Annotated in this window: 28 protein-coding genes; 24 read left to right on the top strand and 4 right to left on the bottom strand. The window is 37.7% G+C overall.

The annotated features are described in order from the left end of the window. The first annotated feature begins 1 nt into the window (after window position 1). The 3 genes from ctaF to IE222_RS24100 all read left to right on the top strand — a co-directional run bounded on the left by ctaF (window position 2) and on the right by IE222_RS24100 (window position 1980). The gene (gene ctaF, locus IE222_RS24110) at window positions 2-337 is read left to right on the top strand and encodes a cytochrome c oxidase subunit IVB (protein WP_191276939.1); all 336 of its coding nucleotides are present in this window, start codon (window positions 2-4) and stop codon (window positions 335-337) included. 165 nt (window positions 338-502) lie between these two features. Further along, entirely contained in the window at window positions 503-1405 is a 903-nt protein-coding gene (gene ctaG, locus IE222_RS24105; RefSeq protein ID WP_191276938.1) for a cytochrome c oxidase assembly factor CtaG, read from the top strand. A 110-nt stretch (window positions 1406-1515) separates the two neighbouring features. Further along, window positions 1516-1980 carry a DUF420 domain-containing protein gene (locus IE222_RS24100; RefSeq protein WP_191276937.1) on the top strand — a complete coding sequence of 155 codons (465 nt, stop codon included), beginning with the start codon at window positions 1516-1518 and terminating at the stop codon, window positions 1978-1980. A gap of 54 nt (window positions 1981-2034) precedes the next feature. Here IE222_RS24100 and IE222_RS24095 read toward each other — a convergent pair whose 3' ends face one another. Next, entirely contained in the window at window positions 2035-2394 is a 360-nt protein-coding gene (locus IE222_RS24095) for a YugN family protein (protein WP_191276936.1), read from the bottom strand. A gap of 184 nt (window positions 2395-2578) precedes the next feature. Here IE222_RS24095 and IE222_RS24090 point away from each other — a divergent pair, with 184 nt between their 5' ends. The 9 genes from IE222_RS24090 to coaD all read left to right on the top strand — a co-directional run bounded on the left by IE222_RS24090 (window position 2579) and on the right by coaD (window position 7879). After that, entirely contained in the window at window positions 2579-3010 is a 432-nt protein-coding gene (locus IE222_RS24090) for a CBS domain-containing protein (protein ID WP_191276935.1), read from the top strand. 182 nt (window positions 3011-3192) lie between these two features. Further along, on the top strand, window positions 3193-4218 hold the full coding sequence (locus IE222_RS24085; RefSeq protein ID WP_223282876.1) for a CAP domain-containing protein: 1026 nt from the start codon (window positions 3193-3195) through the stop codon (window positions 4216-4218). A 183-nt stretch (window positions 4219-4401) separates the two neighbouring features. Beyond that, entirely contained in the window at window positions 4402-4809 is a 408-nt protein-coding gene (locus tag IE222_RS24080) for a YlbD family protein (RefSeq protein ID WP_191276934.1), read from the top strand. Window positions 4810-4830: 21 nt separating this feature from the next. After that, complete coding sequence (locus tag IE222_RS24075; RefSeq protein WP_191276933.1) at window positions 4831-5070, top strand: YlbE-like family protein; 240 nt, start codon at window positions 4831-4833, stop codon at window positions 5068-5070. A 99-nt stretch (window positions 5071-5169) separates the two neighbouring features. Further along, entirely contained in the window at window positions 5170-5586 is a 417-nt protein-coding gene (locus tag IE222_RS24070; RefSeq protein WP_191276932.1) for a hypothetical protein, read from the top strand. Window positions 5587-5645: 59 nt separating this feature from the next. Next, entirely contained in the window at window positions 5646-6077 is a 432-nt protein-coding gene (locus IE222_RS24065; RefSeq protein ID WP_191276931.1) for a YlbF/YmcA family competence regulator, read from the top strand. A gap of 119 nt (window positions 6078-6196) precedes the next feature. Then, window positions 6197-6472, top strand: a complete 276-nt coding sequence (locus IE222_RS24060) for a YlbG family protein (RefSeq protein WP_191276930.1) — start codon at window positions 6197-6199, stop codon at window positions 6470-6472. Between the two features lie 345 nt (window positions 6473-6817). After that, entirely contained in the window at window positions 6818-7378 is a 561-nt protein-coding gene (rsmD, locus tag IE222_RS24055) for a 16S rRNA (guanine(966)-N(2))-methyltransferase RsmD (RefSeq protein WP_191276929.1), read from the top strand. A 12-nt stretch (window positions 7379-7390) separates the two neighbouring features. Continuing rightward, complete coding sequence (gene coaD, locus IE222_RS24050) at window positions 7391-7879, top strand: pantetheine-phosphate adenylyltransferase (protein WP_191276928.1); 489 nt, start codon at window positions 7391-7393, stop codon at window positions 7877-7879. A 42-nt stretch (window positions 7880-7921) separates the two neighbouring features. Here the strand turns inward: coaD and spoVV are convergent, their stop codons facing one another. Beyond that, window positions 7922-9142: a dipicolinic acid transporter SpoVV gene (gene spoVV, locus IE222_RS24045; RefSeq protein ID WP_191276927.1), complete on the bottom strand. Its 1221-nt coding sequence runs from the start codon at window positions 9140-9142 to the stop codon at window positions 7922-7924. A 324-nt stretch (window positions 9143-9466) separates the two neighbouring features. Here spoVV and IE222_RS24040 point away from each other — a divergent pair, with 324 nt between their 5' ends. Both IE222_RS24040 and IE222_RS24035 read left to right on the top strand, forming a co-directional pair. Beyond that, window positions 9467-10252, top strand: a complete 786-nt coding sequence (locus tag IE222_RS24040) for a patatin-like phospholipase family protein (protein ID WP_191276926.1) — start codon at window positions 9467-9469, stop codon at window positions 10250-10252. Between the two features lies 1 nt (window position 10253). Further along, a complete protein-coding gene (locus tag IE222_RS24035; RefSeq protein WP_275671502.1) occupies window positions 10254-11282 on the top strand; it encodes a SepM family pheromone-processing serine protease in 1029 nt (342 codons plus the stop codon). Between the two features lie 16 nt (window positions 11283-11298). Here IE222_RS24035 and IE222_RS24030 read toward each other — a convergent pair whose 3' ends face one another. Then, window positions 11299-12516, bottom strand: coding sequence for a nucleotidyltransferase (locus IE222_RS24030; protein WP_191276925.1), 1218 nt, complete (start codon window positions 12514-12516; stop codon window positions 11299-11301). 229 nt (window positions 12517-12745) lie between these two features. Between IE222_RS24030 and IE222_RS24025 the strand changes: the two genes are divergently transcribed. The 4 genes from IE222_RS24025 (at window position 12746) to IE222_RS24010 (ending at window position 15098) form a co-directional block, all read left to right on the top strand. Then, window positions 12746-13270 carry a YceD family protein gene (locus IE222_RS24025; protein ID WP_191276924.1) on the top strand — a complete coding sequence of 175 codons (525 nt, stop codon included), beginning with the start codon at window positions 12746-12748 and terminating at the stop codon, window positions 13268-13270. A gap of 43 nt (window positions 13271-13313) precedes the next feature. After that, window positions 13314-13487, top strand: a complete 174-nt coding sequence (gene rpmF / locus IE222_RS24020) for a 50S ribosomal protein L32 (RefSeq protein ID WP_042456138.1) — start codon at window positions 13314-13316, stop codon at window positions 13485-13487. A 127-nt stretch (window positions 13488-13614) separates the two neighbouring features. Beyond that, a complete protein-coding gene (locus IE222_RS24015; RefSeq protein WP_191276923.1) occupies window positions 13615-14373 on the top strand; it encodes an enoyl-CoA hydratase/isomerase family protein in 759 nt (252 codons plus the stop codon). A gap of 92 nt (window positions 14374-14465) precedes the next feature. Then, window positions 14466-15098 (top strand): RsfA family transcriptional regulator, encoded by a 633-nt coding sequence (locus IE222_RS24010; protein WP_191276922.1) that lies wholly within the window; start codon window positions 14466-14468, stop codon window positions 15096-15098. Window positions 15099-15139: 41 nt separating this feature from the next. Here the strand turns inward: IE222_RS24010 and IE222_RS24005 are convergent, their stop codons facing one another. Next, complete coding sequence (locus IE222_RS24005) at window positions 15140-15604, bottom strand: N-acetyltransferase (protein ID WP_191276921.1); 465 nt, start codon at window positions 15602-15604, stop codon at window positions 15140-15142. Window positions 15605-15842: 238 nt separating this feature from the next. Between IE222_RS24005 and IE222_RS24000 the strand changes: the two genes are divergently transcribed. From IE222_RS24000 to bshC, 6 genes are all read left to right on the top strand, one after another. Beyond that, window positions 15843-17180 carry an acetyl-CoA carboxylase biotin carboxylase subunit gene (locus tag IE222_RS24000; RefSeq protein WP_191276920.1) on the top strand — a complete coding sequence of 446 codons (1338 nt, stop codon included), beginning with the start codon at window positions 15843-15845 and terminating at the stop codon, window positions 17178-17180. Window positions 17181-17193: 13 nt separating this feature from the next. Continuing rightward, window positions 17194-17406, top strand: coding sequence for a biotin/lipoyl-containing protein (locus IE222_RS23995; protein ID WP_191276919.1), 213 nt, complete (start codon window positions 17194-17196; stop codon window positions 17404-17406). 13 nt (window positions 17407-17419) lie between these two features. Beyond that, window positions 17420-18961, top strand: coding sequence for an acyl-CoA carboxylase subunit beta (locus IE222_RS23990; protein WP_191276918.1), 1542 nt, complete (start codon window positions 17420-17422; stop codon window positions 18959-18961). A 121-nt stretch (window positions 18962-19082) separates the two neighbouring features. Beyond that, entirely contained in the window at window positions 19083-19988 is a 906-nt protein-coding gene (locus IE222_RS23985) for a 2-dehydropantoate 2-reductase (RefSeq protein ID WP_191276917.1), read from the top strand. Then, window positions 19985-20380: a DUF3397 domain-containing protein gene (locus tag IE222_RS23980; RefSeq protein ID WP_191276916.1), complete on the top strand. Its 396-nt coding sequence runs from the start codon at window positions 19985-19987 to the stop codon at window positions 20378-20380. Before IE222_RS23985 ends, IE222_RS23980 begins: the two co-directional genes overlap by 4 nt. 91 nt (window positions 20381-20471) lie before the next feature. Then, on the top strand, window positions 20472-22106 hold the full coding sequence (gene bshC, locus IE222_RS23975; RefSeq protein ID WP_191276915.1) for a bacillithiol biosynthesis cysteine-adding enzyme BshC: 1635 nt from the start codon (window positions 20472-20474) through the stop codon (window positions 22104-22106). Window positions 22107-22143 lie beyond the last annotated feature (37 nt).

Below are 22143 nucleotides of genomic sequence, written 5' to 3'. Positions count from 1 at the left end.
AATGACAAATCAGCCATTAAGCTCAAGTAACCCAAGAGTTGACCTTGAATATCGCCGCAAGAAAAATGTGGAGGAAATGCGCCATCAAGTCATATCCTTCACTCTTATGATTTTCTTAACATTTATAGCATTTGCGGTTGTAGCTCTAAAAGGATTTACAGCTTCGTTTATTGTTCCATTTATTCTTCTTTTAGCAGCAGTTCAGGTTGTATTTCAACTCTTTTACTTCATGCATATGAGCCATAAAGGGCATGAAGCGCCAAGCATGTTTTTGTTTACAGGCTTATTCTTGGGTCTAGTAATTGTATTAGCCTTTATGACAATTATCTGGTGGTAGTACTTAGCTGTATAAAATGCCGCTGAAAGGATATTAATTAAACAAAAGAGAAGAATCGGCTTTTAGCCGATTTTCTTTTTTAGGTAATTTTCTTTTTTGTGTCTTCTTATTTTAAAGGGTATAATAAAGAATGAATTCTTTATCATTAATTGAGGTGAAATCAAGGTGCCGTTAAATGTATTTGGTTTTAAAGCCCTTTGGAGCCCGTATTTTTTAGCTGTTTTACTTATTCTTACTGCTTTATTTTTTCTCATTACTATTAAGTACCGATCAAAATTCCACGGTAGTGAGCCATTGACAGCAAAACAAGCCATTTTGTTCCTGGCATCCATTATCATTTTGTACGCCATTAAAGGCTCGCCGCTTGATTTATTGGGTCATTTAATGTTTTATATTCATGGAATAACAATGGTTCTTTTAGTATTGCTGATTCCCCCCATGTTTATCAAAGCAGTTCCGCCATGGCTATGGAGAGCCATTTTGAAAATTAGATTGATCAATGCGGTTTTTAAGTTGTTGACTAAGCCTGTAGTGTCCGTTCTATTGTTTAACGGTTTATTTTCCTTTTACCATATTCCAATTGTCTTTGATTCTATAATGCAAAATCGTTTTTATCACGGCAGTTACTCCATTCTTTTATTTGCAGCCGCCGTTTGCATGTGGTGGTCATTAATTAGCCCGCTTCCGGAGTACCAGCCATTAAGCGGAATCAAAAAGGTCGCTTTTTTATTTGCCAATAGCATGTTATTAACCCCAGCCTGTGCTATGATCATTTTTGCTGATACACCGCTATATGCTACTTACTCTGACCCGGCAGTATGGGGCAAAGTCATGAGCTTATGTGTAGGACCTGCCGCTTTCTCAAATTTAAATTTGAGCGGACCGGAACTGTTTACATCCATGCATGTTGTAGATGACCAACGGCTTGGCGGTGTTGTGATGAAAATCATCCAGGAAATCATCTATGCGGTAATATTGGCGCAAGTGTTTTTTGAATGGTATCGAAAAGATCAAGAAGATTCCGAGAAGGAAGTCAATCAAATTTTAAATCCAACACCCGCAAAATAACTCCCAGTTCCTATGGGAGTTTTTTTGCGAAAAAAATTGGTATGATTTGAAATAGATTGGGAACTACATTAAAATGATTTTAGAGATTATGAAAAAAGAGAGGACTTAAAATGAATTCTTTGCCGATTTTACCGACAATCAGTACGTCATTTATTGTTTTAAGCGGTATTACCGTAGCAATAGGCTGGTGGCAGATAAAGCAGAAAAAGGTTGAAGCACATAAAAAAACAATGTTCTTAGCCGCAGTTTTTGCACTTATCTTCTTTATTATTTATTCAACGAGAACTATTTTTATCGGAAATACTTCATTTGGCGGACCAGATGAAATAAAAATCTTTTATACGATGTTTTTAATTTTCCATATTACATTGGCGACAATTGGAGCAGTGTTGGGGATTTTATCCTTATATTCCGGTTATAAGAATAGGCTGGCGTTTCATCGTAAACTAGGTCCCATTACAAGTATTGTTTGGTTTTTTACTTCAATAACTGGTATTGCTGTTTATTTATTGTTATACGTCTTTTATAAAGGCGGAGAGACGACTTCAATGATTAAAGCGATACTAGGCTTATAATGAAAGCTGTAATAAAAGACGCATAGGACACTATGCGTCTTTTATATATGCTTATTAAATAGCAATTTTTTCTACTTCTGCTTTGACTTCTTCAATAATTTTTTTGCATTGAGTTACAAGGCTTGCTGGGAATTTTTCATCCGCACCATATTCAACACCATGTGGATAATAGTGCTTGCCCAAGGCAGGTGTCATAAGTTGAATTGTAGCTGTGAAGGTATCTACGTCCCCATCAAGGGCGTAACCTTGAAGGCGAAGATAGAAGGTTCCTTCTCTTAATTCAAATTTTCGATCGTATGTAACCCGCTCGTAGTCCCATTGACCGGCACGAACTAAACCGTGTTCTTCCATGATTTCATCTAGTCGGTTTATATCCGCTTTGAATTTTTCAATACCAGTATTTTCAAAATTCATTTGAATCCCTCCTATAAACAAATGCCAATACCATAATATTCATTATTTGGTTATATAGCAATATTAATTCAATTTAATAATAGATGAAAATGCCCTAACTTGCAACGAATTCATTTAACGAATAATTCATTCTTGTTAGGAAAAGATAATATCGTCCGAATTCAAAAAATGTGGGGTGATACAAATGGAAAAGATCCGTGAAATCATGACAGAAGATGTGGAGTGCTGCACCCTTTTAGACAACGTATACGAAGTGGCTGTTAAGATGAAAGAATTAAATGTAGGTGCGATTCCCATAGTGGATAACGAAAGACTAGTCGGTATGATTACAGACCGTGACATTGTAATAAGAGGTGTTGCAGAAAAGAACCCTCCATCCTCAAAGGTTGAGAAAGTGATGAGTGAAGAACTGATTACCATTTCACCTGAGGCAACATCCAGAGATGCGGCACGCTTAATGGCGGAACACCAAATTCGCAGGCTGCCTGTTGTAGAGAATGAGAAATTAATTGGAATAGTATCACTAGGTGATTTTGCGATTCGAAAATTAACAGACGACCAAGCGAAAGAAGCACTTACGGAAATTTCGGAGCAAACCGCTCCACCTCAACATTAAAGGAATTAAAAAAACAGGTACAATCCACGTACCTGTTTTGTTTTTTATAAGAATGACTATTTCTATCATAATGAGTAATGATATAATTATCTTACCTAAACAATCATTAGAGAGGTTAGAGAGGATGATAGCCTCTGCGGACATTATTTAGAATATTAATTCTTTCAGCAGTTTTTTTAACCGTGGGTTTTTACATTTCAATTAATAATGATCCACAAGATAACGTTTTAATAAAAGAAAACCATAAGCTAGAAATGAATCAGCCATTATTGGAAGAGCCGGATTTCAAACGGAGTAAAGCTCCCGTGGCTGAGCGTCCAAAAGAAGGATTAGCATTATTAATTGGTAAAAATACAGCGCACGTAAAAAAAGAATTAGGACCACCACAACGGATTGATGAAACATTATATGGCTACAAATGGTATGTTTATAATCAAGACAATAAACGGTATTTACAGGTGGGAGTCGAAAAGAACCGTGTTGTAACGTTATTTGCTCTTGGCGAAAAGTTGGATGTTGCACCGTTTGAAATTGGTCAGCCGGTCGAAGAAATTTTTAACACTCAATATATTGATACCAATATTAATATTGACTTAAATGGAAATTCATATCGATTTGAATTGAATGATACCGATTTAAATCTTAGTCCAATTGTTCAGCTTGGGAATATATATGCCCAGTTATACATTGATAAATTTAAAGGGGTACTATCGAGTGTACGGTTTTTAGATGCTGAAACATTAATTAAACAGCGTCCCTATGAGCTGGTATATAGCGGCCAATTAATAGAAGAAACTGTGCCAAGTACAGAACAATGGCAGTTAATTGAAGATGGAGCAGAAAGGGAAATATTTGATATTACCAATGTACTAAGAATCAGATATCAATTAAACCCATTGGTCTGGGATCAAGGAACAGCGGATACTGCTTATATGCATAGTAAAGACATGGCAGAAAATAATGACTTCTCTCATACATCGAAGAAGTTTGGAAGCCTTACGGATCGTCTTAATAAGGCTAAAGTAGTTTATCAAGCTGCCGGTGAGAATATTGCAGCTAAATATACAGATGGACCAGCCGTGGTTGAAGGGTGGCTTAATAGTAAAAGTCATAGGGAATCCTTACTAAATAAGGATTATACTCACTTGGGTGTAGGTGTGTTTCAAGAATACTATACGCAAAATTTTATTCAAAAATCAGAGCAATAAAGAATAGACCTCCAATACATTTTTTGGAGGTCTTTAATTGTTTACAGTACTTGTTATGGATATTAAGAAGCTTTCTTATTACATCTCATTAAGAATAAAAAATAAATATAACCATTGGATTTTCACCTTTCTTAATTTTTTTCATATTGTATCCTAGGTATGATTACGGCAGAGGTGAATAAAATGACGCAAAAAAAATTACACCCATCCGTCCAAAAATTTAAGGAATTTGTAAAGAATAATCCGAAACTTATTCAAGAGGTAAGGAAAGGCCATTCGACATGGCAGGAACTATATGAAGATTGGTATTTATTAGGAGAAGATGATAAGCGGTGGGAGACGCTTGGAAATGAAAGTCAGCCAGAAGATCAAAAAGGTATTACTGAATCAAAAGGGGACTTTATGTCAAATATTATGGGAATGGTAAAGAAAATGGATGCAAATCAAGTGCAGTCCCATCTTAATAACCTTAGTCAGGCTGTTGGGGCTATTCAAGGGATATTAGCACAATTTCAGGGAAATGGCGGCGGAGGCACTCCAACAAACCCTCCGGCAGGACCAAAGAATCCTTTTTCCTTTAGGCAAGATTAGGTATGAGAGTGAGGGTTAAAAGTGCGTAGAGAAGTATTAGATTATTTGGACCAGCAAAAGGATTTAAAGCGATTTGTACGTGAACAGCCTCTATGGTACCGGAAATTATCAAGAAATCCATATGACCTCCAGGCACTTGAAATTGCATCATTGCATTATTTTAAAAAAACAATTCCCCACCAAGTTGAGAAATTCACTAATGGGGTGCAAATGGCTTCAATGATGTACTCGATGTTTCAAACCATGAAAGAACAAAATTAGCGTGGACACATTGATTATAATGTGCCCTTTTTTATTGTTTTTCAATAAGACTAAAATTTATATGAGAGGCGAACAATACAACCATAAGGAGTGATTAAATTGCAGAAAACGATCTGTTTTATCCTAGTAATCGGAATCCTCGCTGGTTGTTTAGATCAAACGCCAAATGCCGAAGCAGCTTTAAAAAATTCAGTGGTAGAACATAATACCAATTATTCTAATACACAAGGGCATCCGTTCCCCGCGCTATTTGTACAATACAAAACAAAGGGAAATCATGTTTTTGTTGAGTGTATTGTAACGGGAATTACATTTCGTCAGTCCGATTATTCAAAGCAAAAAGTTGGAAAAATCGTTGTGTGGATTAATGGAAAAAGAAAATCAGAGGTTGATTCAGCAGCCTTTATCATTAAAGGACTGACACCTGGTAATCATAAAATAAAGCTGGAAGTAGTTAAGTTAAATAATGTTCCATATGGTCTTGATAAAGAGTTTATAGTGGATATACCTAAATAAACGGTCACTCGCTTTCTCCAATATTTCATGCTAAAATGATTGTTGGAGGTGAGCTTTACATGCTTGCTACATTAGAAAGAGTGCAATTATTGGAATACGCTGAAGACTTGGCTAAAATGGTTTTAGAATCAGACGTTGCAGAACAATATCAAGTCTGTTTATATAAAATGCAAAAAAATCCGGAAACGCAAAAAAAGATTCAGCGTTTTGTACGCCTGAAAGACCTATATGAAGAAGTGCAACGGTTTGGAAAATATCATCCTGATTACAAAAGGGTTATGATCCAAATTCGTGAATATAAAAGGGAAATGGATTTGGATCCGCATGTTGCAGCCTTTAAATTGGCGGAAAATGACCTTCAAAGCTTGCTTGATCAAATCAGTAAAGCGATCGGGGGGGCTGTATCATCACACATTAAAGTCCCAACTGGCAATCCGTTTTTTGATTCTGGTCACGGCTGCGGCAGCGGAGGAAGCTGTGGCTGCGGATAATACAAGAAAATCGTTAAATTGTCCGAATTTTTTTCTGTCTGTACAAGTTTAAATTGAAATAGATCGTTTTATTATGCTAGACTTTATGTAATATGAGGTTTGTTGAAGGGGAAACGGGGATGTTTGTACAAAGACAAGGACTTGTCGTCTGGCTTTATTCTTTAAAACACGCCAAAATGCTTAGACGTTTTGGCAATGTCCATTATGTTTCAAAGAAGCTTAAATACGTTGTGCTATATTGTAATCAAGAAGATATTCAAGAGGTAATGGATAAGTTGAATTCTTTTTCTTTTGTTAAAAAGGTAGAACCATCATACAAACCTTTCTTGAAAATGGAGTATGAGAATTCAACACCGGATAAAGCAAAGGAATATGATTATAAAATGGGAATTTAAAGGTGAGAAAATGTCTCACCTTTTTATTTTTGGACAAAAAAAAACCCCGTAGAATAACTACAGGGTCCTTCTATATCCCAAAAAGGATAGAAGGCAAAGGGAGAGGAGAAACCGGAGGAAGAACTTATGGGGAAACGTAAGTCTTCTCCGCGGTTGGCAACAACATCCTCGAATTGATGTTGTTACTATCATTATTTCCACAACCAAAAAGCTTATACGTATTTTTTTATATTTTTCTTATGTTTAGTTGAGTGCTTAACTCTGACAGGTATGATTGTCTCCTACTAATGAATTATGATAGGATGTAAAAGAAAATCGATTTTTGTATAAAATGTGGTGATATTCATGAGGGTAGTATCAGGCGTTAGTAAGGGAAGGCCCCTTAAGGCAGTACCAGGAAAATCTACAAGACCTACAACTGATAAGGTAAAAGAAGCAATTTTTAATATGATAGGACCATATTTTGATGGCGGTTTAGGATTGGATCTTTTCGCAGGCAGCGGCGGTTTAGGAATTGAAGCACTTAGCAGAGGGATTGAAAAGGTAATTTTTATTGACCGAGATGCAAAAGCCATTCAAACTATTTATGAAAATGTTAAGGCTTGCAGTTTTGAAAAAAGGATTGAGGTTTATCGCAATGATGCCGACCGTGCAGTTAAGGCATTGGTAAAAAGGGGAATTGTTTTTGATTATGTTTTTTTGGATCCGCCTTATAAAAAACAACAGCTTATTTCTTTAATGGAAAAAATGGACGAACTAAATGTAATAAACGATAACGGAATTGTTGTCTGTGAGCATAGTTTTGACGTAAAATTACCTCATACAGTTGGGGGACTGGAACAAATAAAACACGAACAATATGGTATTATTGCTGTAACTATTTATTCAAGAGTACAAGGGGAATAAGGGGGAGATTATTTGGCTAGCATAGCCGTTTGTCCAGGGAGTTTTGATCCAATTACATACGGTCATTTAGACATAATTCGCAGGGGTGCAAAGGTTTTCGATAAGGTTCATGTCGTGGTATTGAACAATTCATCGAAAAACCCATTGTTTACTGTTGAGGAGCGAATTGACCTGATAAAGGAGGCAACAAAGGAGATTCCCAACGTCTTGGTGGATGAATTTTCCGGTCTCCTCGTAGACTATGCTCAAAGTGTGAATGCAACAGCTATTTTAAGGGGCCTGCGGGCGGTTTCAGATTTTGAGTATGAAATGCAGATTACTTCAATGAACCGTTATTTAAATGACCATGTTGAGACTTTTTTTATGATGACCAACAATCAATATTCATTTCTAAGCTCAAGTATTGTGAAGGAAGCAGCCAAATATAATGGGAATATTTCAACGCTGGTTCCTCCTGTAGTTGAAAGAGAATTAAAAAAGAAGTTTAAAGGATCGCAGTAATGAAAAGAGCTGGGGACTCGATATCTAAATGTCCCCGGCTTTTTACATTCTTGTCCTTTTTAAACGAAAGAATAAAATACAGACATACAAGGAAAGTGAAAAAAGGGTAATTAACGGTCCAAGTTCAAGTATTTTTTGATATGTATCATGTGCCCATGATCCTTCCTCAAAAAAGCCGACTGGGAGCACGTTTGAAGGCTGTTCTTGATCGCTCAAACGCAGGTAAACAGACTTCCAAAATAAAAGAGTGAAAATGCTGGCAAAAATCCCTTGTAAAATCCTTGCGAAAAAAAATGGATGGAAACGGATATCTGTCTGCGCCAAAATGCTGGCCACCTGGGCTTGAACACTTAAGCCGCTGAAGCCTAAAATGAAACTTGTAATCATCGCTTGCTGCAGAAGAGTGGCATCCTGGACAGAACTTGTCAGCTGGCTGCCTAAAGTGATTTCAAAAATACCTGATATAAACGGTATGCTTAACATCTCCGGGAAGGCAAGGCTTGAGAATAGGACCTCTACCACTTTGCCTAAGGCAGCTGTAATTTGTAATAGATATAGAATTTTGTTAATGACGGAGAAAATGATAATAAATCCGCCTACCATAAGCAATGTTTGAATCGATGAATTAACAGCATCTCCAAGCAGCTTGCCTATTGGGCGGTTATCCTTCAATCTTGTCTGATGAAGTTCCGATAGCGCTCCGCGGATTGTAACTTTTTTTTGTTTTTCCTTTATTCCCCTAGATGATTCTTTTCCATAAAACCTCATGACAATTCCTACGAAAAGATTCCCTAAATAATGTGCTAAAGCCAAAATGATTCCAAGCTTCGCGTTATGAAAAAAGCCTACCGCAACAGCACCGAATATAAATAAGGGATTGGAGGAGTTTGTAAACGAAACAAGTCTTTCCGCCTCTATTCGTGTTAGCTGCCCTTCTTCCCTCAGCCTGGCAGTAAATTTTGCTCCTGCTGGGAAGCCAGAAGCGAGCCCCATTGCCCACACAAAACCCCCCGTTCCTGGCACACGAAATAGGGGTCTCATCAATGGCTCAAGCATAACTCCAATAAACCTGACAACCCCAAAGCCAATTAATAATTCGGAAACAATGAAAAACGGGAGGAGCGAAGGAAATACGATCTTCCACCACATATTAAGTCCCCTTCTTGAGGCTTCAAGAGCCTCTTGCGGAAAAAAGATCAGTGATGCTGCTAAGATTGTGACTGATAATGATAAGATAATGGTTTTAAGTTTAGATCGGAACAATCAAGAGTCCTCCCTCCTAAAAGGTGGTGCTACTAGAAAATTTATTTATTGAAATGGTAAAATAGGAATAATTCTTAACATTATTCAGATCTAGCGCCTAGTGTCTCAAGTTCAAAAGCCAATCGGTCCAAAGATTAAATAAGCAACCTTTCAGCTGGTTCGTTTTGTGCTTGGCGGTGCTGACCGAGGCGGCTTGCTGCTTTAGTTTTGCCTGTCCCCATATAAAAGAAATATACTCATAGAACATTAATTTAGACCATAAGATTGTACGAGATTTCCTAAATTAAGCGAAACTTGTTTCGTGATGAGGGCAGGAGGTTACTTATGGAGCACCCTAAAATTGGCTTAGCACTAGGATCCGGCGGTGCACGCGGGTTTGCTCATTTAGGTGTAATAAAGGTATTAAAGGATGCAGATATTCCAATTGATTTAATTGCTGGCAGCAGTATGGGGGCTCTTGTTGCATGTTTTTACGGAGCAGGTATAGACTTGGATCGTTTATATACATTATCGACTGCCTTTAAGAGAAAGTACTTTTTGGATTTTACCGTTCCCAAGATGGGCTTTATTACCGGAAAGAAAGTCAAAGAGTTTATTAGAATGTTTACCCACGGAAAAAATATTGAGGAATTTTCAATCCCAATTTCCATAATCGCTACTGATTTATTAACTGGGGAAAAAGTGATTTTTACTAAAGGACCTGCTGCTGAGGCAGTAAGAGCGAGTATCTCTATTCCGGGGATTTTTGTTCCGGTAAGATATCAAGGTAGACTTCTTGTGGATGGAGGAGTGACGGACCGGGTTCCAATTTCAGTAGCAAAGGAAATGGGAGCAGACATTGTCATTGCTGTTGATGTTTCAAGAGTAAAGCGAGGTGCTGAAATCACTTCCATTTATGATGTGATAATGCAAAGTATAGATATCATGCAAACTGAAATTATCAACAACCAGGAAAGTGCGGCGAATATCATAATTAGACCGCCTGTAGAGGATTTTAGCTCCAGGGCTTTCACGAATATCGAAGAAATTATTAAACATGGAGAGGATGAAACGAAAAAACAACTTGAACAAATAACAGCTGAAATTGAAAAATGGAAGGGAAGACCTTAGTTTGCGAAAAAAAATATATATTGGTTCTTTTGTCATATTTACATTTATGTTAATTGCCGGAATGTATTTTTCTCTGCCATATTATGTTTCTAAGCCAGGGATGGCAAAGGAGCTTGCTCCCATTATTACGGTAGAAAATGGTTTTAAGGAAAAAGGAAATTTTATGTTAACTACAGTTAGAATGGGAAGAGCAAATATTTATTCTTACTTGGAAGCAAAAATGCGAAAATATGAAGAAATATATCCCGTTGATATGATTCTAAATAAGCAGGAAACAGAAGAAGAGTACAATGTCAGACAGCTTCATTTAATGGCAGCATCAAAGCTAAATGCAATTGAGGTTGCATACCGTAAAGCAGGCCTGCCTGTCCATTATAAATATAAAGGGATATATGTCATGCAGGTATTACCTGGGATGCCTGCCGCTAGTGCTCTTCAAGCGGGTGACAAGATCTATAAGATTGACGGACAGACATTCTCCTCTTCAGATAAATTTATTAGCTATGTGGGGAAAAAACGTGCCGGTGATAAGGTAACATTAACCTTTTCGAGGAAAAAGGCAGAACAGTCAGTTACCTTGACCCTTAAACCATTAAAACAGGACCCCAAGCGGGCGGGTATCGGCATTACATTAGTTGACGATAAAGAAATTGTAGTAGATCCAAAAGTTAAAGTGAAAACAGACGATATAGGCGGGCCATCTGCAGGGCTGATGTTTACTTTGGAAATATACAATCAGTTAACAAAGGAAGACTTAACTAAAGGTTATCAAATAGCTGGAACAGGTACTATGGATATAGAAGGGAACGTTGGCCCCATCGGCGGGATCGAACAAAAAATTGTTGCTGCCGATAAAGCAGGGGCGGATATCTTCTTTGCTCCAAATGAAAAAGGCGCCAAAGATTCCAATTATCAAGCCGCACTAGAAACAGCACGGGATATTAAAACAAAAATGAAAATCATCCCAGTTGATACTTTCGACGAAGCTGTGCAATACCTAGAGAAACTGCCTATACAAAAACAAAAATAAGATGGTTCATACCATCTTATTTTTGTACAAATATCGGCGGCTGCTTAAATTCCTGCAGCAGCATTTGAGTTCTTATTTTTTTTGGGAAAGCCATTGCATAAATCCGAGCGGCTTTTATATCTTGTATTATTTCCTCTTCTTTAAATGCTGATAATTTTGCTACGATGGGCAGATTGAATTGTTTTTTCCTCTTGTTTAGATATTCTTTGCCTGTCTCAGTCATCCCTAATAGTCTTAAATAGGCAGCTTTTTGGGGCATGCTTTTCATTTCAGTTTTCTTTGTATTCGTTAAGACATGGACGGATAATCTTTGAAGCCTTGTCCATGTATATCGTTTTGTTTTGATTCTTTGCATATATTCTTGAAAATTTGTTGAAGAAAGCGCTGCAGCCATTAATCTATTTTCCAGCCCCTCCTCCATTTCGTAAATTTCTTTTAATTCCTCTAAATTGGTTGTGACAAGCTGGTATTGAAGTAGATCCCAATACCTTTCCCAGCAATGAAAACCGCCATATTCGCGCTTATATTGTTGTAATAATCGGTTTGTTGGCTCCGGTACATATTGTCCAATATTTGCTGATTCCATTTCCTCTGAGAAAATAGCCTTTCGAATACTAGTTGCACTTGCAATCGTTTCAGATGCAAAATGTTCATCGTGATAATCTGCATGTTTTCTAGCTATTGTTAAAGGCTCTAGCTTGCTATTTTGCTCAAGGATGGCCTTTATATATTGAAAGCCAAGAATGTTATTTGGTTTTGCCAAGTTTAAAAACTTTTCTGCACCGGAAAGCCCTTGATAGGCAAGGGAAATTGCTTTAGGATAACTAATACCTGTTGCCATATGCCGTTTAATGTTTTCATTAAAAAACCCCTGCTTCTCTTGTAAAAAGCTAATCGTTTGTAAAAATGCTGAAATATCTCCGCTTTCACTGCCGAAACATAAAGACTCACATCCGGCCGCATCTAATATTGAAACTGCCCCGCTGGCAAATGTTTCTGCTTTTTGGACAGCGAAATGGTATGGTAGTTCAAACACGAGATCTACACCATTTTGTAATGCCATTTGGGTACGGTACCATTTTGATACTAGGGCGGGTTCTCCTCGCTGCAAGAAATTCCCGCTCATGACGGCGATGACCACATCTGCGTTTGCTGCTTCTTTTGAAGCCTGCAAATGAAAGGCGTGCCCATTATGAAAAGGGTTGTATTCGACAATAAGACCAACAGCCTTCAAATACCTTCTCTCCTTACGTAAAATAATTTCTATTATAGCAAAAATTAATAAAAAATAAGCATAATGTATGGAAAATGTTTGTAATTCATTGAGATGGATAGACTATAGTGGGATAACTTCGATAAAATAGGAAGTAAGCTAAAAATCACCCTGCGAGGTGTAAAGAAAAAATATTGACAAAAATATTATCGAAGGCTATAATTACCTTTGTTGCCTTGGGGTGATTCATGTGAAATGGACGATCAGTCAATTACAAAAATATCGAAATAAGGAATTTTCGTTTGATGAATCGATTCAGTTGGATGATTTAAAACAAGATGATCCAACTATACGAGAGGTATCACCAATGCATGTCACTGGCCGCGGGGATATCGATTCAACGAAAGCAACCTTTCATTTTAAGGTGAATGGTTATTTAATCCTTCCTTGTTCTCGTACTTTAGTGGATGTAAAATTTCCGATTAATGTCGAAACAACAGAGACTTTTCTCTTACAGAATGCAGATTATCAATCTGAAGAGGAAGTCCATCAAGTAAAAGGAGAAGTAATTGATTTAAAGCCCATTATAAGGGAGATTCTTTTACTTGAAATACCGATGCAGGTCTTTTGTGAGGACGGTCAATCTGAGGAGGCCGCGCCGCAGTCCGGAAAGGATTGGGAGGTTATCTCTGAAGAAGCGGAATCCAAAAAAATTGACCCTAGACTAGCTGGACTTGCTAAGTTTTTTGACAATGACAATCAAGGAAAAAATTAAAGAACCATATGGTTTCTTTATTCTCTTTAAGGAGGTGTTTGATGTGGCTGTACCTTTTAGAAGAACGTCTAAAACTGCAAAAAGAAAACGTCGTACTCATTTTAAATTAAATGTACCTGGTATGGTAGAATGCCCAAACTGTGGTGAAATGAAACTTGCTCACCGCGTATGCAAAGCTTGCGGCACATACAAAGGGAAAGAAGTAGTTAACGACTAATATTAACTACGATACAAAGCACAAGGAGCACTAGGCCCTTGTGCTTTTGTTGTTATTTGGCGATAGATTTTTCCTGACGTACATATAAAGATAGCTATGATGAATAGGCAAGGAAGGAAGAGGGAAATTGGCATACACGATCGAAAAAAACGAAAAAGGTTATTTAGTCTTTACGATTACAAGAAGTGAAAAGCGTAATGCAATCAATTACGATATTATGGAAGGGTTATCAAAGGCGATCAGCGAAGCTGAGGGAGCTTCCGATATTAAGGCGCTGGTAATTACCGGGGAAGGAGAACGTGCTTTTTGCTCTGGCGGCGATCTGTCTGTATTTCATTCTCTTTACACAAAAGAAGAAGCGTATTCTATGCTATCGAAAATGGCTGATATTCTTTATTCGTTGACCATCCTTTCTAAACCGACGATTGCCGTAATCAATGGAACGGCAGTTGGCGGCGGCTGTGAGCTTGCGTCTGCATGCGATTTCCGGCTGGCTAGAAAAGGAATTAAAGCAGGATTTGTCCAAGGAATGCAGGCAATTACTACAGGTTGGGGCGGTGGTTCCATTCTTGCTGAAAAATTGCCGGCTGAAGCGGCAATGAAGCTGCTTATGGAAGCAGAACCGCAAACAGCAGAGTTTTTATATGATATTGGGTTTATTCATCATCTATATCATGAAGAACCTCTTTGTGCATGTGAACAATTCTTAGAAAAAATATTAAGGTTGGATGTAAATGTTCTTATGGCTTATAAAAAAATATGGATTAATAAATGGGTAGAATCGAAGCTGCGTGTAAGAATTGAAGAAGAGGTTAAGACATGTGCTGTTTTATGGGAAAGTGACGCACATCATCAATATATTCAAGCTTTTCTAAACAAAAAATAACAAAAGACTTAAAAACACAGGCTTTGTTTAAGTCTATCTTTTCTAGTAGCTGCATATGTATGATAAAAACACTACTAGGAGGGATATTCTTTATGTCTCAAACAAGACAAGATGCCTGGTCACAAGACGAGGATTTGCTGCTTGCAGAAGTTGTTTTAAGGCATATTCGCGAGGGCGGTACACAGCTTCAAGCATTTGAAGAAGTGGGTAAACAGCTTTCAAGGACTGCAGCAGCATGCGGATTCCGCTGGAACTCATATGTGAGAAAGCAATATAAATCTGGCATAGAGCTTGCGAAGAAGCAGCGAAAAGAGTCAAAACTGCAGTCGGTTGCAAGTGATCAATTGCCAACTCTCGAAATCGAAAAGGCGAAAAATGAAAAGCCTTCCCCTGTTAAAGAAACTGAAAATAATCAAATATCTTTTACTAATGTAATGGAATATTTAGAAGAGCTAAATAGAAAAGCGGAATCACATGCCATTATAAATAATGAACGGGAAAAGTCTATTGAGAAAATAAAAGAATTGGAAAAGAAGACATACTATTTGGCTGCTGAAAATGAAAGACTCACTAAAAATTTGAAGGCAATTGAAGAGGATTACCGATCTTTAATTGAAATTATGGAGAGAGCTAGAAAAATGGTTGTTTTTCAGGAAGAAGACAGACAGCAGAAAGTTAAATTCCAAATGGACAAAAATGGTAACCTGGAAAGGGTAGAAAAATAGCAAAAAGCGGACAAAAAGTCCGCTTTTTGTATTATTTATGATTATTCCTCCGTACCTTCTGGGTACCAAAGGAGTGGATTTTCCCCGCGGTCGCGTTCCGTTTCGTAATCTACGCTTTTAAAACCCATTTTTTCAAAAAAATCGAATGACTGCATTCTTGGATTAGTTTTAATCGGAAGACCGAAACTTTTGGCGAATTCAACCAGTTCTCTGCCGAATCCTTTTCCTTGATAATCAGGCAGAACTTCGAGCTTCCATAATTCTACATAACTCTGTGGGGGAGTGAAATAACGGTCAAATTTTTCATCAATTTGATATAAACTCATACGCGCCACAAGTTTGTCACCGAAATAGATTCCGTAAAATGGGGATTCACTATCGTTATCGATTATATTTGCTTCAAGGTCTTCGAGCATTGAAAGCTCTTGGATACCATATTCCTTAAATTTTTTAAACTCTTCTAAAGTCTTAAAGTTTATTTTTAATTTTTCTACTTTTGTTTGCATATTGCCCCTCCTAAAATATGTTTGTGTATTATTTCGTATATATTTAATTGCTTTTGAATACCATGAAGTGAATAATTTTCATATTATTCAAAATGGATTACTTTCATTATATAACAAAATCATAAAAATTTCTTCAAAGAAAGATTTAGAAAGCGTTTACAAAATTTGCAGGAAATTTTACTAATTATGTAGAAAAATATAATTGGAGGCCAAATGGGGTTAAGAAAGGGGAAGAACGATGCAAAGAATTTTAATTGCCAATAGGGGAGAAATTGCACTTAGAATCATTAAAACCTGCCAAGCAATGGGAATTGAAACGATTGCCGTTTATTCAGAAGCCGACAAAGAGATGCCGTTTGTAAAGGCTGCCACGAAAGCTGTTTGTATTGGTGAACCGCAAGTCAAACAGTCTTATTTAAAAGCGGAAAAAATATTGGAAGCGGCGATTGCCGAAGAGGTAGATGCAATCCATCCAGGTTACGGCTTTTTATCCGAAAATGCAGCGTTTGCCAAACAGGTTAATGAAAAAGGAATTTTTTTTATCGGACCAAAGCCTGAAACCATAGAATTAATGGGGGACAAAATTATCTCTAGACAAACAATGGAAAAAGCAGGGATACCGGTTGTGCCAGGCAGCAGCAACGATTTAAAAACCATTGATGCGGCGTTGGAGCTTGCTGAGGAGATCGGGTATCCGGTGATGTTAAAGGCGAGCGGCGGGGGCGGCGGTATAGGCATGGTCCTTTGTGAAAATGAGCAAGCGCTCGTTAAATCCTATGCTTCCACAAAATCCCGGGCGAATGCCTATTTTGGCTCTGATGAAGTATTTATTGAGAAATATATTTCAAATGCCAGGCATGTTGAAGTTCAAGTATTTGGTGACCAGAATGGAAATGTTGTCCACCTTTACGAAAGAGATTGCTCTGTTCAAAGGAGACATCAAAAGGTAATTGAAGAGTCACCATCACCCTTTCTTTCCGAATCTGTTCGAAAATCGATGTACGATACAGCAGTAAAAGCAGCACAAGCTGTAAACTATTCAAATGCCGGTACTATTGAATTTATTGTAGATGAACAAGAAAACTTCTATTTTTTAGAAATGAATACAAGATTACAAGTAGAACACCCAGTTACAGAAATGATTACGGGGCTTGATTTAGTAAAATGGCAAATATTGGTGGCTAGGGGAGAAAGTTTGCCATTATTGCAGCCGGAAATCTATTCAAGCGGCCATGCGATTGAATTTAGGCTTTACGCAGAAGATCCGGTACGCTTTTTTCCTTCTCCAGGAAAAATCACCGCATTTAAATGGAATCAACAAAAGGAAGTCCGGGTTGATGCCGGATATGAAGAAGGCGGAACAGTAACCCCTTTTTATGATCCATTGATTGCAAAATGTGTTTTTTATGGATCGACAAGGAAAGAGGCAATAGCCGCAGCAAAGAGCTTTTTTAAGGAATTAACAATAGAGGGAATTAAAACAAATGCACCGCTTTTCCAAACAATCCTTACTAATGAGGACTTTCTTAATGGGGAATATACGACAAGTTTTTTAACGAATAAATTAGTGAACTAAGGAGTGACAGATAATGAAAGAAATTGCAGCATCCATGGCAGGAACGGTTTTAAAGGTATTCGTGAACGCAGGTGAAGGGATTCAGCCGGGGCAAGAGGTCGTTATGCTGGAATCTATGAAAATGGAAATTCCGGTTGAAAGCAGCATTGAAGGCATCGTAAAAGAAGTGAAGGTAAATGTAGGTGATTTTGTGAATGAAGGCGATCCATTGATTGTTTTAGTTTAGGGAGGTGATTCGGATGAAGACAACTAGGGACTATAATCGTCAATTAAGTGAAAATAGAAAAGTGATTGATGCTGGCGGACTGCCAAAATATCATGAAAAGGCAAAAGCACAAAATAAGCTGTTTGTTCGTGAACGTCTAGCATTATTGTTTGATGAAGGGAAATACGAGGAAGACGGGAAATTTGGAAATTTTTCCGCTGGCGATCTCCCAGCAGATGGTGTCGTCACCGCCATTGGTAAAATCGGCGGCCAGACAGTGTGCGTCATGGCAAATGACTCAACCGTAAAGGCCGGCTCCTGGGGGGCGCGTACGGTTGAGAAAATTATCCGTATACAGGAGACAGCTGAAAAACTAAAGGTCCCGTTATTCTATCTGGTAGATTCAGCTGGTGCAAGAATTACCGACCAATTGGAAATGTTTCCAAACCGCCGTGGTGCAGGAAGAATCTTTTATAATCAAGTAAAGCTTTCTGGAATGATTCCGCAAATATGTATCTTATTTGGTCCATCTGCCGCTGGCGGTGCGTATATTCCAGCATTTTGTGATATTGTCATTATGGTTCACCAAAATGCCTCCATGTATTTGGGTTCACCCCGCATGGCCGAGAAAGTGATTGGAGAAAAGGTCAGCCTTGAGGAAATGGGCGGTGCACGGATGCACTGTACCATTAGCGGCTGTGGTGATGTTCTTGTCTATAGTGAGGAAGAAGCAATTGAATCTGCAAAACAATATGTTCGCTTTATGCCGGCAAGCTTTAAAGAAATGCCAAAAATGTATGTAGGAACTCCGGCAAAAGAAGGGAGATTGCTGGAAGATATCATTCCGGAAAATCAAAATGCGCCATTTGATATGTATGAATGTATCGACCGGCTTATAGATGCCAACAGTTTTTATGAAATCAAAAGATTATTTGCCCCGGAAATTATTACGGGACTAGCACGAATCAATGGAAGAGCAGTAGGGATTATTGCGAATCAGCCGAAGGTAAAAGGGGGCGTACTGTTTGTTGATTCTGCTGACAAGGCAGCAAAATTCATCCAGCTTTGTGATGCATTCCATATTCCGTTACTATTTCTTGCTGATGTTCCTGGCTTTATGATTGGGACGAAGGTAGAACGGGCAGGGATAATCCGTCACGGTGCCAAGTTAATTGCGGCGATGAGTTCTGCAACTGTTCCTAAAATCTCTTGTATTGTTAGGAAAGCCTATGGTGCTGGTCTTTATGCCATGGCAGGACCTGCCTTTGAACCGGATTGCTGCATTGCTCTACCAACAGCGCAAATTGCGGTCATGGGACCGGAGGCTGCAGTAAATGCAGTTTATTCTAATAAGATAAATGAAATAGAGGACCAGAAGGAAAAGATCGCCTTTGTTCAGGAAAAACATCAGGAGTATAAGGAACATATCGATATATATAAGCTGGCATCAGAATTAATTGTCGATGAAATTGTTGCTCCGTCTGAATTAAGAAATGTCCTGATCGAACGGTTTGGTTACTACGAAACGAAAGAACTTACCTTCAGTGTAAGAAAACACCCGGTTTACCCTGTTTAAATGGAAAATCCCTTGTCGTAAAATTGGGCGGCAAGGGATTTTTTCTTATCAGCCCATACAAAGGACTGACATTTTTTGATAAAATACGTGTAAAGACTTTCGATAGAATGAGGGATGTCAAATGAAGGTTGGCATAGTCGGTTCGGGATCAATTGGATTGTTATTTGCGGCCTATCTAAGCAGAGCTTTTGATGTAAATGTTTACACAAAGACTGAAGAGCAGGCAGTAGAAATTAATAAATATGGCATTTTATTAAAAAAAGGCTCCGGCAGGACTATCACTTTTGTAACTGCCTTGCCATTTTCAAAATGGGAGGGAGCTGAGGATATTTCGATTATTGCTGTAAAGCAATATCAGTTGGTTGATATTATTGAAAAAATAAATCAATTGCCCTCTGACCCTAAAAACCTGTTGTTTTTGCAAAATGGGATGGGGCATTTAAAGCAGCTGGAATCCATTCGTGCCCGAAATATATTTGTTGGTTCAATTGAACATGGTGCCCTTAGAGAAAATCCTTATACTGTAAGTCATAATGGTATGGGGATGACTAATGTTGCTGTATTTAAAGGAGAATGTGAGCCTTTAATTCAATTTGTTTCTTCTGTACCAGTTGAGTTTCCGTTTGCGGTTAGAGACCAATATCATGATATGCTCGTAAAAAAATTAATGGTGAATGCAGTTATTAATCCATTAACAGCTATTCTTAATGTCGAAAATGGAGCTCTTGTGTACAATTCAAATTATTATAGGGTATTAGAAAAGCTTTTTGAAGAAGTCGCAGAAATACTTGAATTGGAAAATACCCAAGCACATCTTGAGCAATTAATCAATATTTGTCATACAACAGCAGACAATCGTTCATCGATGTTAAAAGATTTAGAGGCACAAAGGTTAACTGAAATTGACGCAATATTAGGATTTATTTTAGCGGAAGCGGTCAAAAAAGGTAAGAAGACACCTCTAATAGAGAGTTTTTATTATTTAATTAAAGGGAAAGAAACTGGTGGAAAAGAGGTAAAAATATGACCAGCATCCTTTCGGCTGTTATAACACTATTATTTTCAATGCCGATTTTGGGTTTCTTGCTAATTTTTGTCATTCTAAAATTCATATCAGAGGATACCCGAAGGTCTGTACATAAAGCACTTGATTACACTACGCTTTTATTTATTATTTCAGTCCATTTTTTAATAAAAACGATTTGGGGTTATTCATTTTTAGGAGGTATCCTTCTCGTTATCATTTTTATAGCCATGGTATTTGTCATTGTGCATTGGAAAATCAAAGGGGAAATTGATTTTAAAAAGGTTTTAAAAGGATTTTGGCGTTTTAACTTTATTATTTTTTTCCTAGCCTATGTTGGGTTAACGCTTTATGGATTAATTTATCGAGCCATCATGTATTCTCTCGCGACTTAAAAAAATTAAGCAAAGTTTTTTTTCAAAATGGGCGGTGAATGGTATACTTCTAAAGAGAATGAATTTGGATGACCAGAAAGGAAGTAAATGAATGGAGATTTTAAATCTCTCTATACCCGCAACCAACCGGTTTGCTTCTAATTATTTGGAACAATCTGCGATGATTCAGCCGTTTTTTCATTATCGATATAATGATTCTAATGAAGATATAAATCGATTAACTGAGTTAAATGATCGACAGTTTCACAGAGAAGAATTAGCTGATCATATTAAGCACTTCATGAAGCGCTATCCTTCTTCTAAGGCAGTCGATAAATCGATTGAAAAGTTAAAAGAACCAAATAGTGTTGTTGTCATTGGCGGACAGCAGGCAGGAATCTTATCTGGACCGCTTTATTCTATACATAAAGTGATATCGATTGTTAAACTAGCGGAGCAAAAGGAAAAAGAATTAGGCGTTCCGGTTGTACCTGTTTTTTGGATTGCAGGCGAAGACCATGATTTTCAAGAAGTAAATCATATAAACGTTCCTGTTCAAAACAGGGTAGATAAATGGACTTATCCGGAAAAAGTATGGCAAAAGAAAATGGTATCAGATATCTTGTTAGACAAAGAAATTTGTCTTACTTGGGTGCAAAATGTCATTGAAACGTTTGGGGAGACAGAGTATACAAACAAATTGTTAGAATTTGCCGCAGAGCAAATTTCTAAATCGACAACCTTCGTAGACTTTTTTGCCAATATAATCATGGAGCTGTTTAAGGAAGATGGACTGCTAATCGTTGATTCGGGAAATGCAGATTTTCGTCGCCTGCAGAAGGAGTTTCTTAAACAGCAGATTGAACATCGTGATTCCATCACCTTTTCCTTGTTAGAGCAGCAAAAGGAAATAGAAAAAGCAGGTTTTCCACTAGCAATTGAAGCAGGTGAACATTCAGCTAATTTATTTTATTATGATGCAAAACGACAAGAACGGATTTTACTTGAATACGATCTGGAAAAAGAACGTTTCGTGGGTAAAAGCGGTACAGTTTCATTTGCAAAACAGGAATTGGTGGATCTTGCAAACGAAAATCCTGTCTATCTAAGTAATAATGTGGTAACAAGACCATTAATGCAGGAGTGGCTGTTTCCTACTATTGCCTTTATTGCAGGGCCAGGTGAAATTTCCTATTGGGCAGAACTGAAGCTGGTCTTTGAGCATTTTCATATTAAAATGCCGCCAATAGTCCCGCGATTAAATATTACTTTTTTTGATCGATCAGTTGAAACAGATTTAGCAGAATTAAATTTGGATCTCTCTCATGTCTTACAGTCTGGTACAACTCGTGCTAAGGACCATTTTTTAGAGGCAATTAAGGACCGTGAAGTTGAAGAATTATTTTCTGCTGCTAAAGAAAAGCTAGTGGAACAGTACCAAAATATTGAGGTGAAAACAAAAGAGGTGGATCGTGGTCTTTTACCACTTCTTAAGAAGAATGAATCTTACCTTCTAAAGGAAATTAACTTCATGCAGGCGAGGATTGAAGAAGCAATAAAGCAAAAACATGATGTCGTGTTACAGAAGTTTGCCCGTGTTGATTTGGAATTAAGACCAGACGGATTTCCGCAAGAGAGGGTTTGGAATATCTTTTATTATTTAAATCAGTATGGAATAAATTTTATCCGAGATTTAATGACTTTGTCATATTCATTTGACGGAAGCCACAAGGTAATCAAATTGTAAAGAAACCCCACCAAAGTGAACTGCACCCCAATTGTTA

The sequence above is a fragment of the Neobacillus kokaensis genome, assembly GCF_014656545.1.
Taxonomy (GTDB): domain Bacteria; phylum Bacillota; class Bacilli; order Bacillales; family Cytobacillaceae; genus Neobacillus; species Neobacillus kokaensis.
Note: the sequence above shows the minus strand (reverse complement) of the source record. Positions and strands in the feature narration are given on the sequence as shown.

Coding starts and splice junctions, on each gene's coding strand:
- ctaF (WP_191276939.1), top strand. CDS start 2: ATGACAAATCAGCCATTAAGCTCAAGTAACCCAAGAGTTGACCTTGAA.
- IE222_RS23985 (WP_191276917.1), top strand. CDS start 19,083: ATGAAGGTTGGCATAGTCGGTTCGGGATCAATTGGATTGTTATTTGCG.
- rsmD (WP_191276929.1), top strand. CDS start 6,818: ATGAGGGTAGTATCAGGCGTTAGTAAGGGAAGGCCCCTTAAGGCAGTA.
- IE222_RS24060 (WP_191276930.1), top strand. CDS start 6,197: ATGTTTGTACAAAGACAAGGACTTGTCGTCTGGCTTTATTCTTTAAAA.
- IE222_RS24080 (WP_191276934.1), top strand. CDS start 4,402: ATGACGCAAAAAAAATTACACCCATCCGTCCAAAAATTTAAGGAATTT.
- IE222_RS24090 (WP_191276935.1), top strand. CDS start 2,579: ATGGAAAAGATCCGTGAAATCATGACAGAAGATGTGGAGTGCTGCACC.
- IE222_RS24095 (WP_191276936.1), bottom strand. CDS start 2,394: ATGAATTTTGAAAATACTGGTATTGAAAAATTCAAAGCGGATATAAAC.
- IE222_RS23980 (WP_191276916.1), top strand. CDS start 19,985: ATGACCAGCATCCTTTCGGCTGTTATAACACTATTATTTTCAATGCCG.
- IE222_RS24040 (WP_191276926.1), top strand. CDS start 9,467: ATGGAGCACCCTAAAATTGGCTTAGCACTAGGATCCGGCGGTGCACGC.
- IE222_RS24100 (WP_191276937.1), top strand. CDS start 1,516: ATGAATTCTTTGCCGATTTTACCGACAATCAGTACGTCATTTATTGTT.
- IE222_RS23995 (WP_191276919.1), top strand. CDS start 17,194: ATGAAAGAAATTGCAGCATCCATGGCAGGAACGGTTTTAAAGGTATTC.
- IE222_RS24010 (WP_191276922.1), top strand. CDS start 14,466: ATGTCTCAAACAAGACAAGATGCCTGGTCACAAGACGAGGATTTGCTG.
- bshC (WP_191276915.1), top strand. CDS start 20,472: ATGGAGATTTTAAATCTCTCTATACCCGCAACCAACCGGTTTGCTTCT.
- IE222_RS24005 (WP_191276921.1), bottom strand. CDS start 15,604: ATGCAAACAAAAGTAGAAAAATTAAAAATAAACTTTAAGACTTTAGAA.
- IE222_RS24000 (WP_191276920.1), top strand. CDS start 15,843: ATGCAAAGAATTTTAATTGCCAATAGGGGAGAAATTGCACTTAGAATC.
- IE222_RS24065 (WP_191276931.1), top strand. CDS start 5,646: ATGCTTGCTACATTAGAAAGAGTGCAATTATTGGAATACGCTGAAGAC.
- IE222_RS23990 (WP_191276918.1), top strand. CDS start 17,420: ATGAAGACAACTAGGGACTATAATCGTCAATTAAGTGAAAATAGAAAA.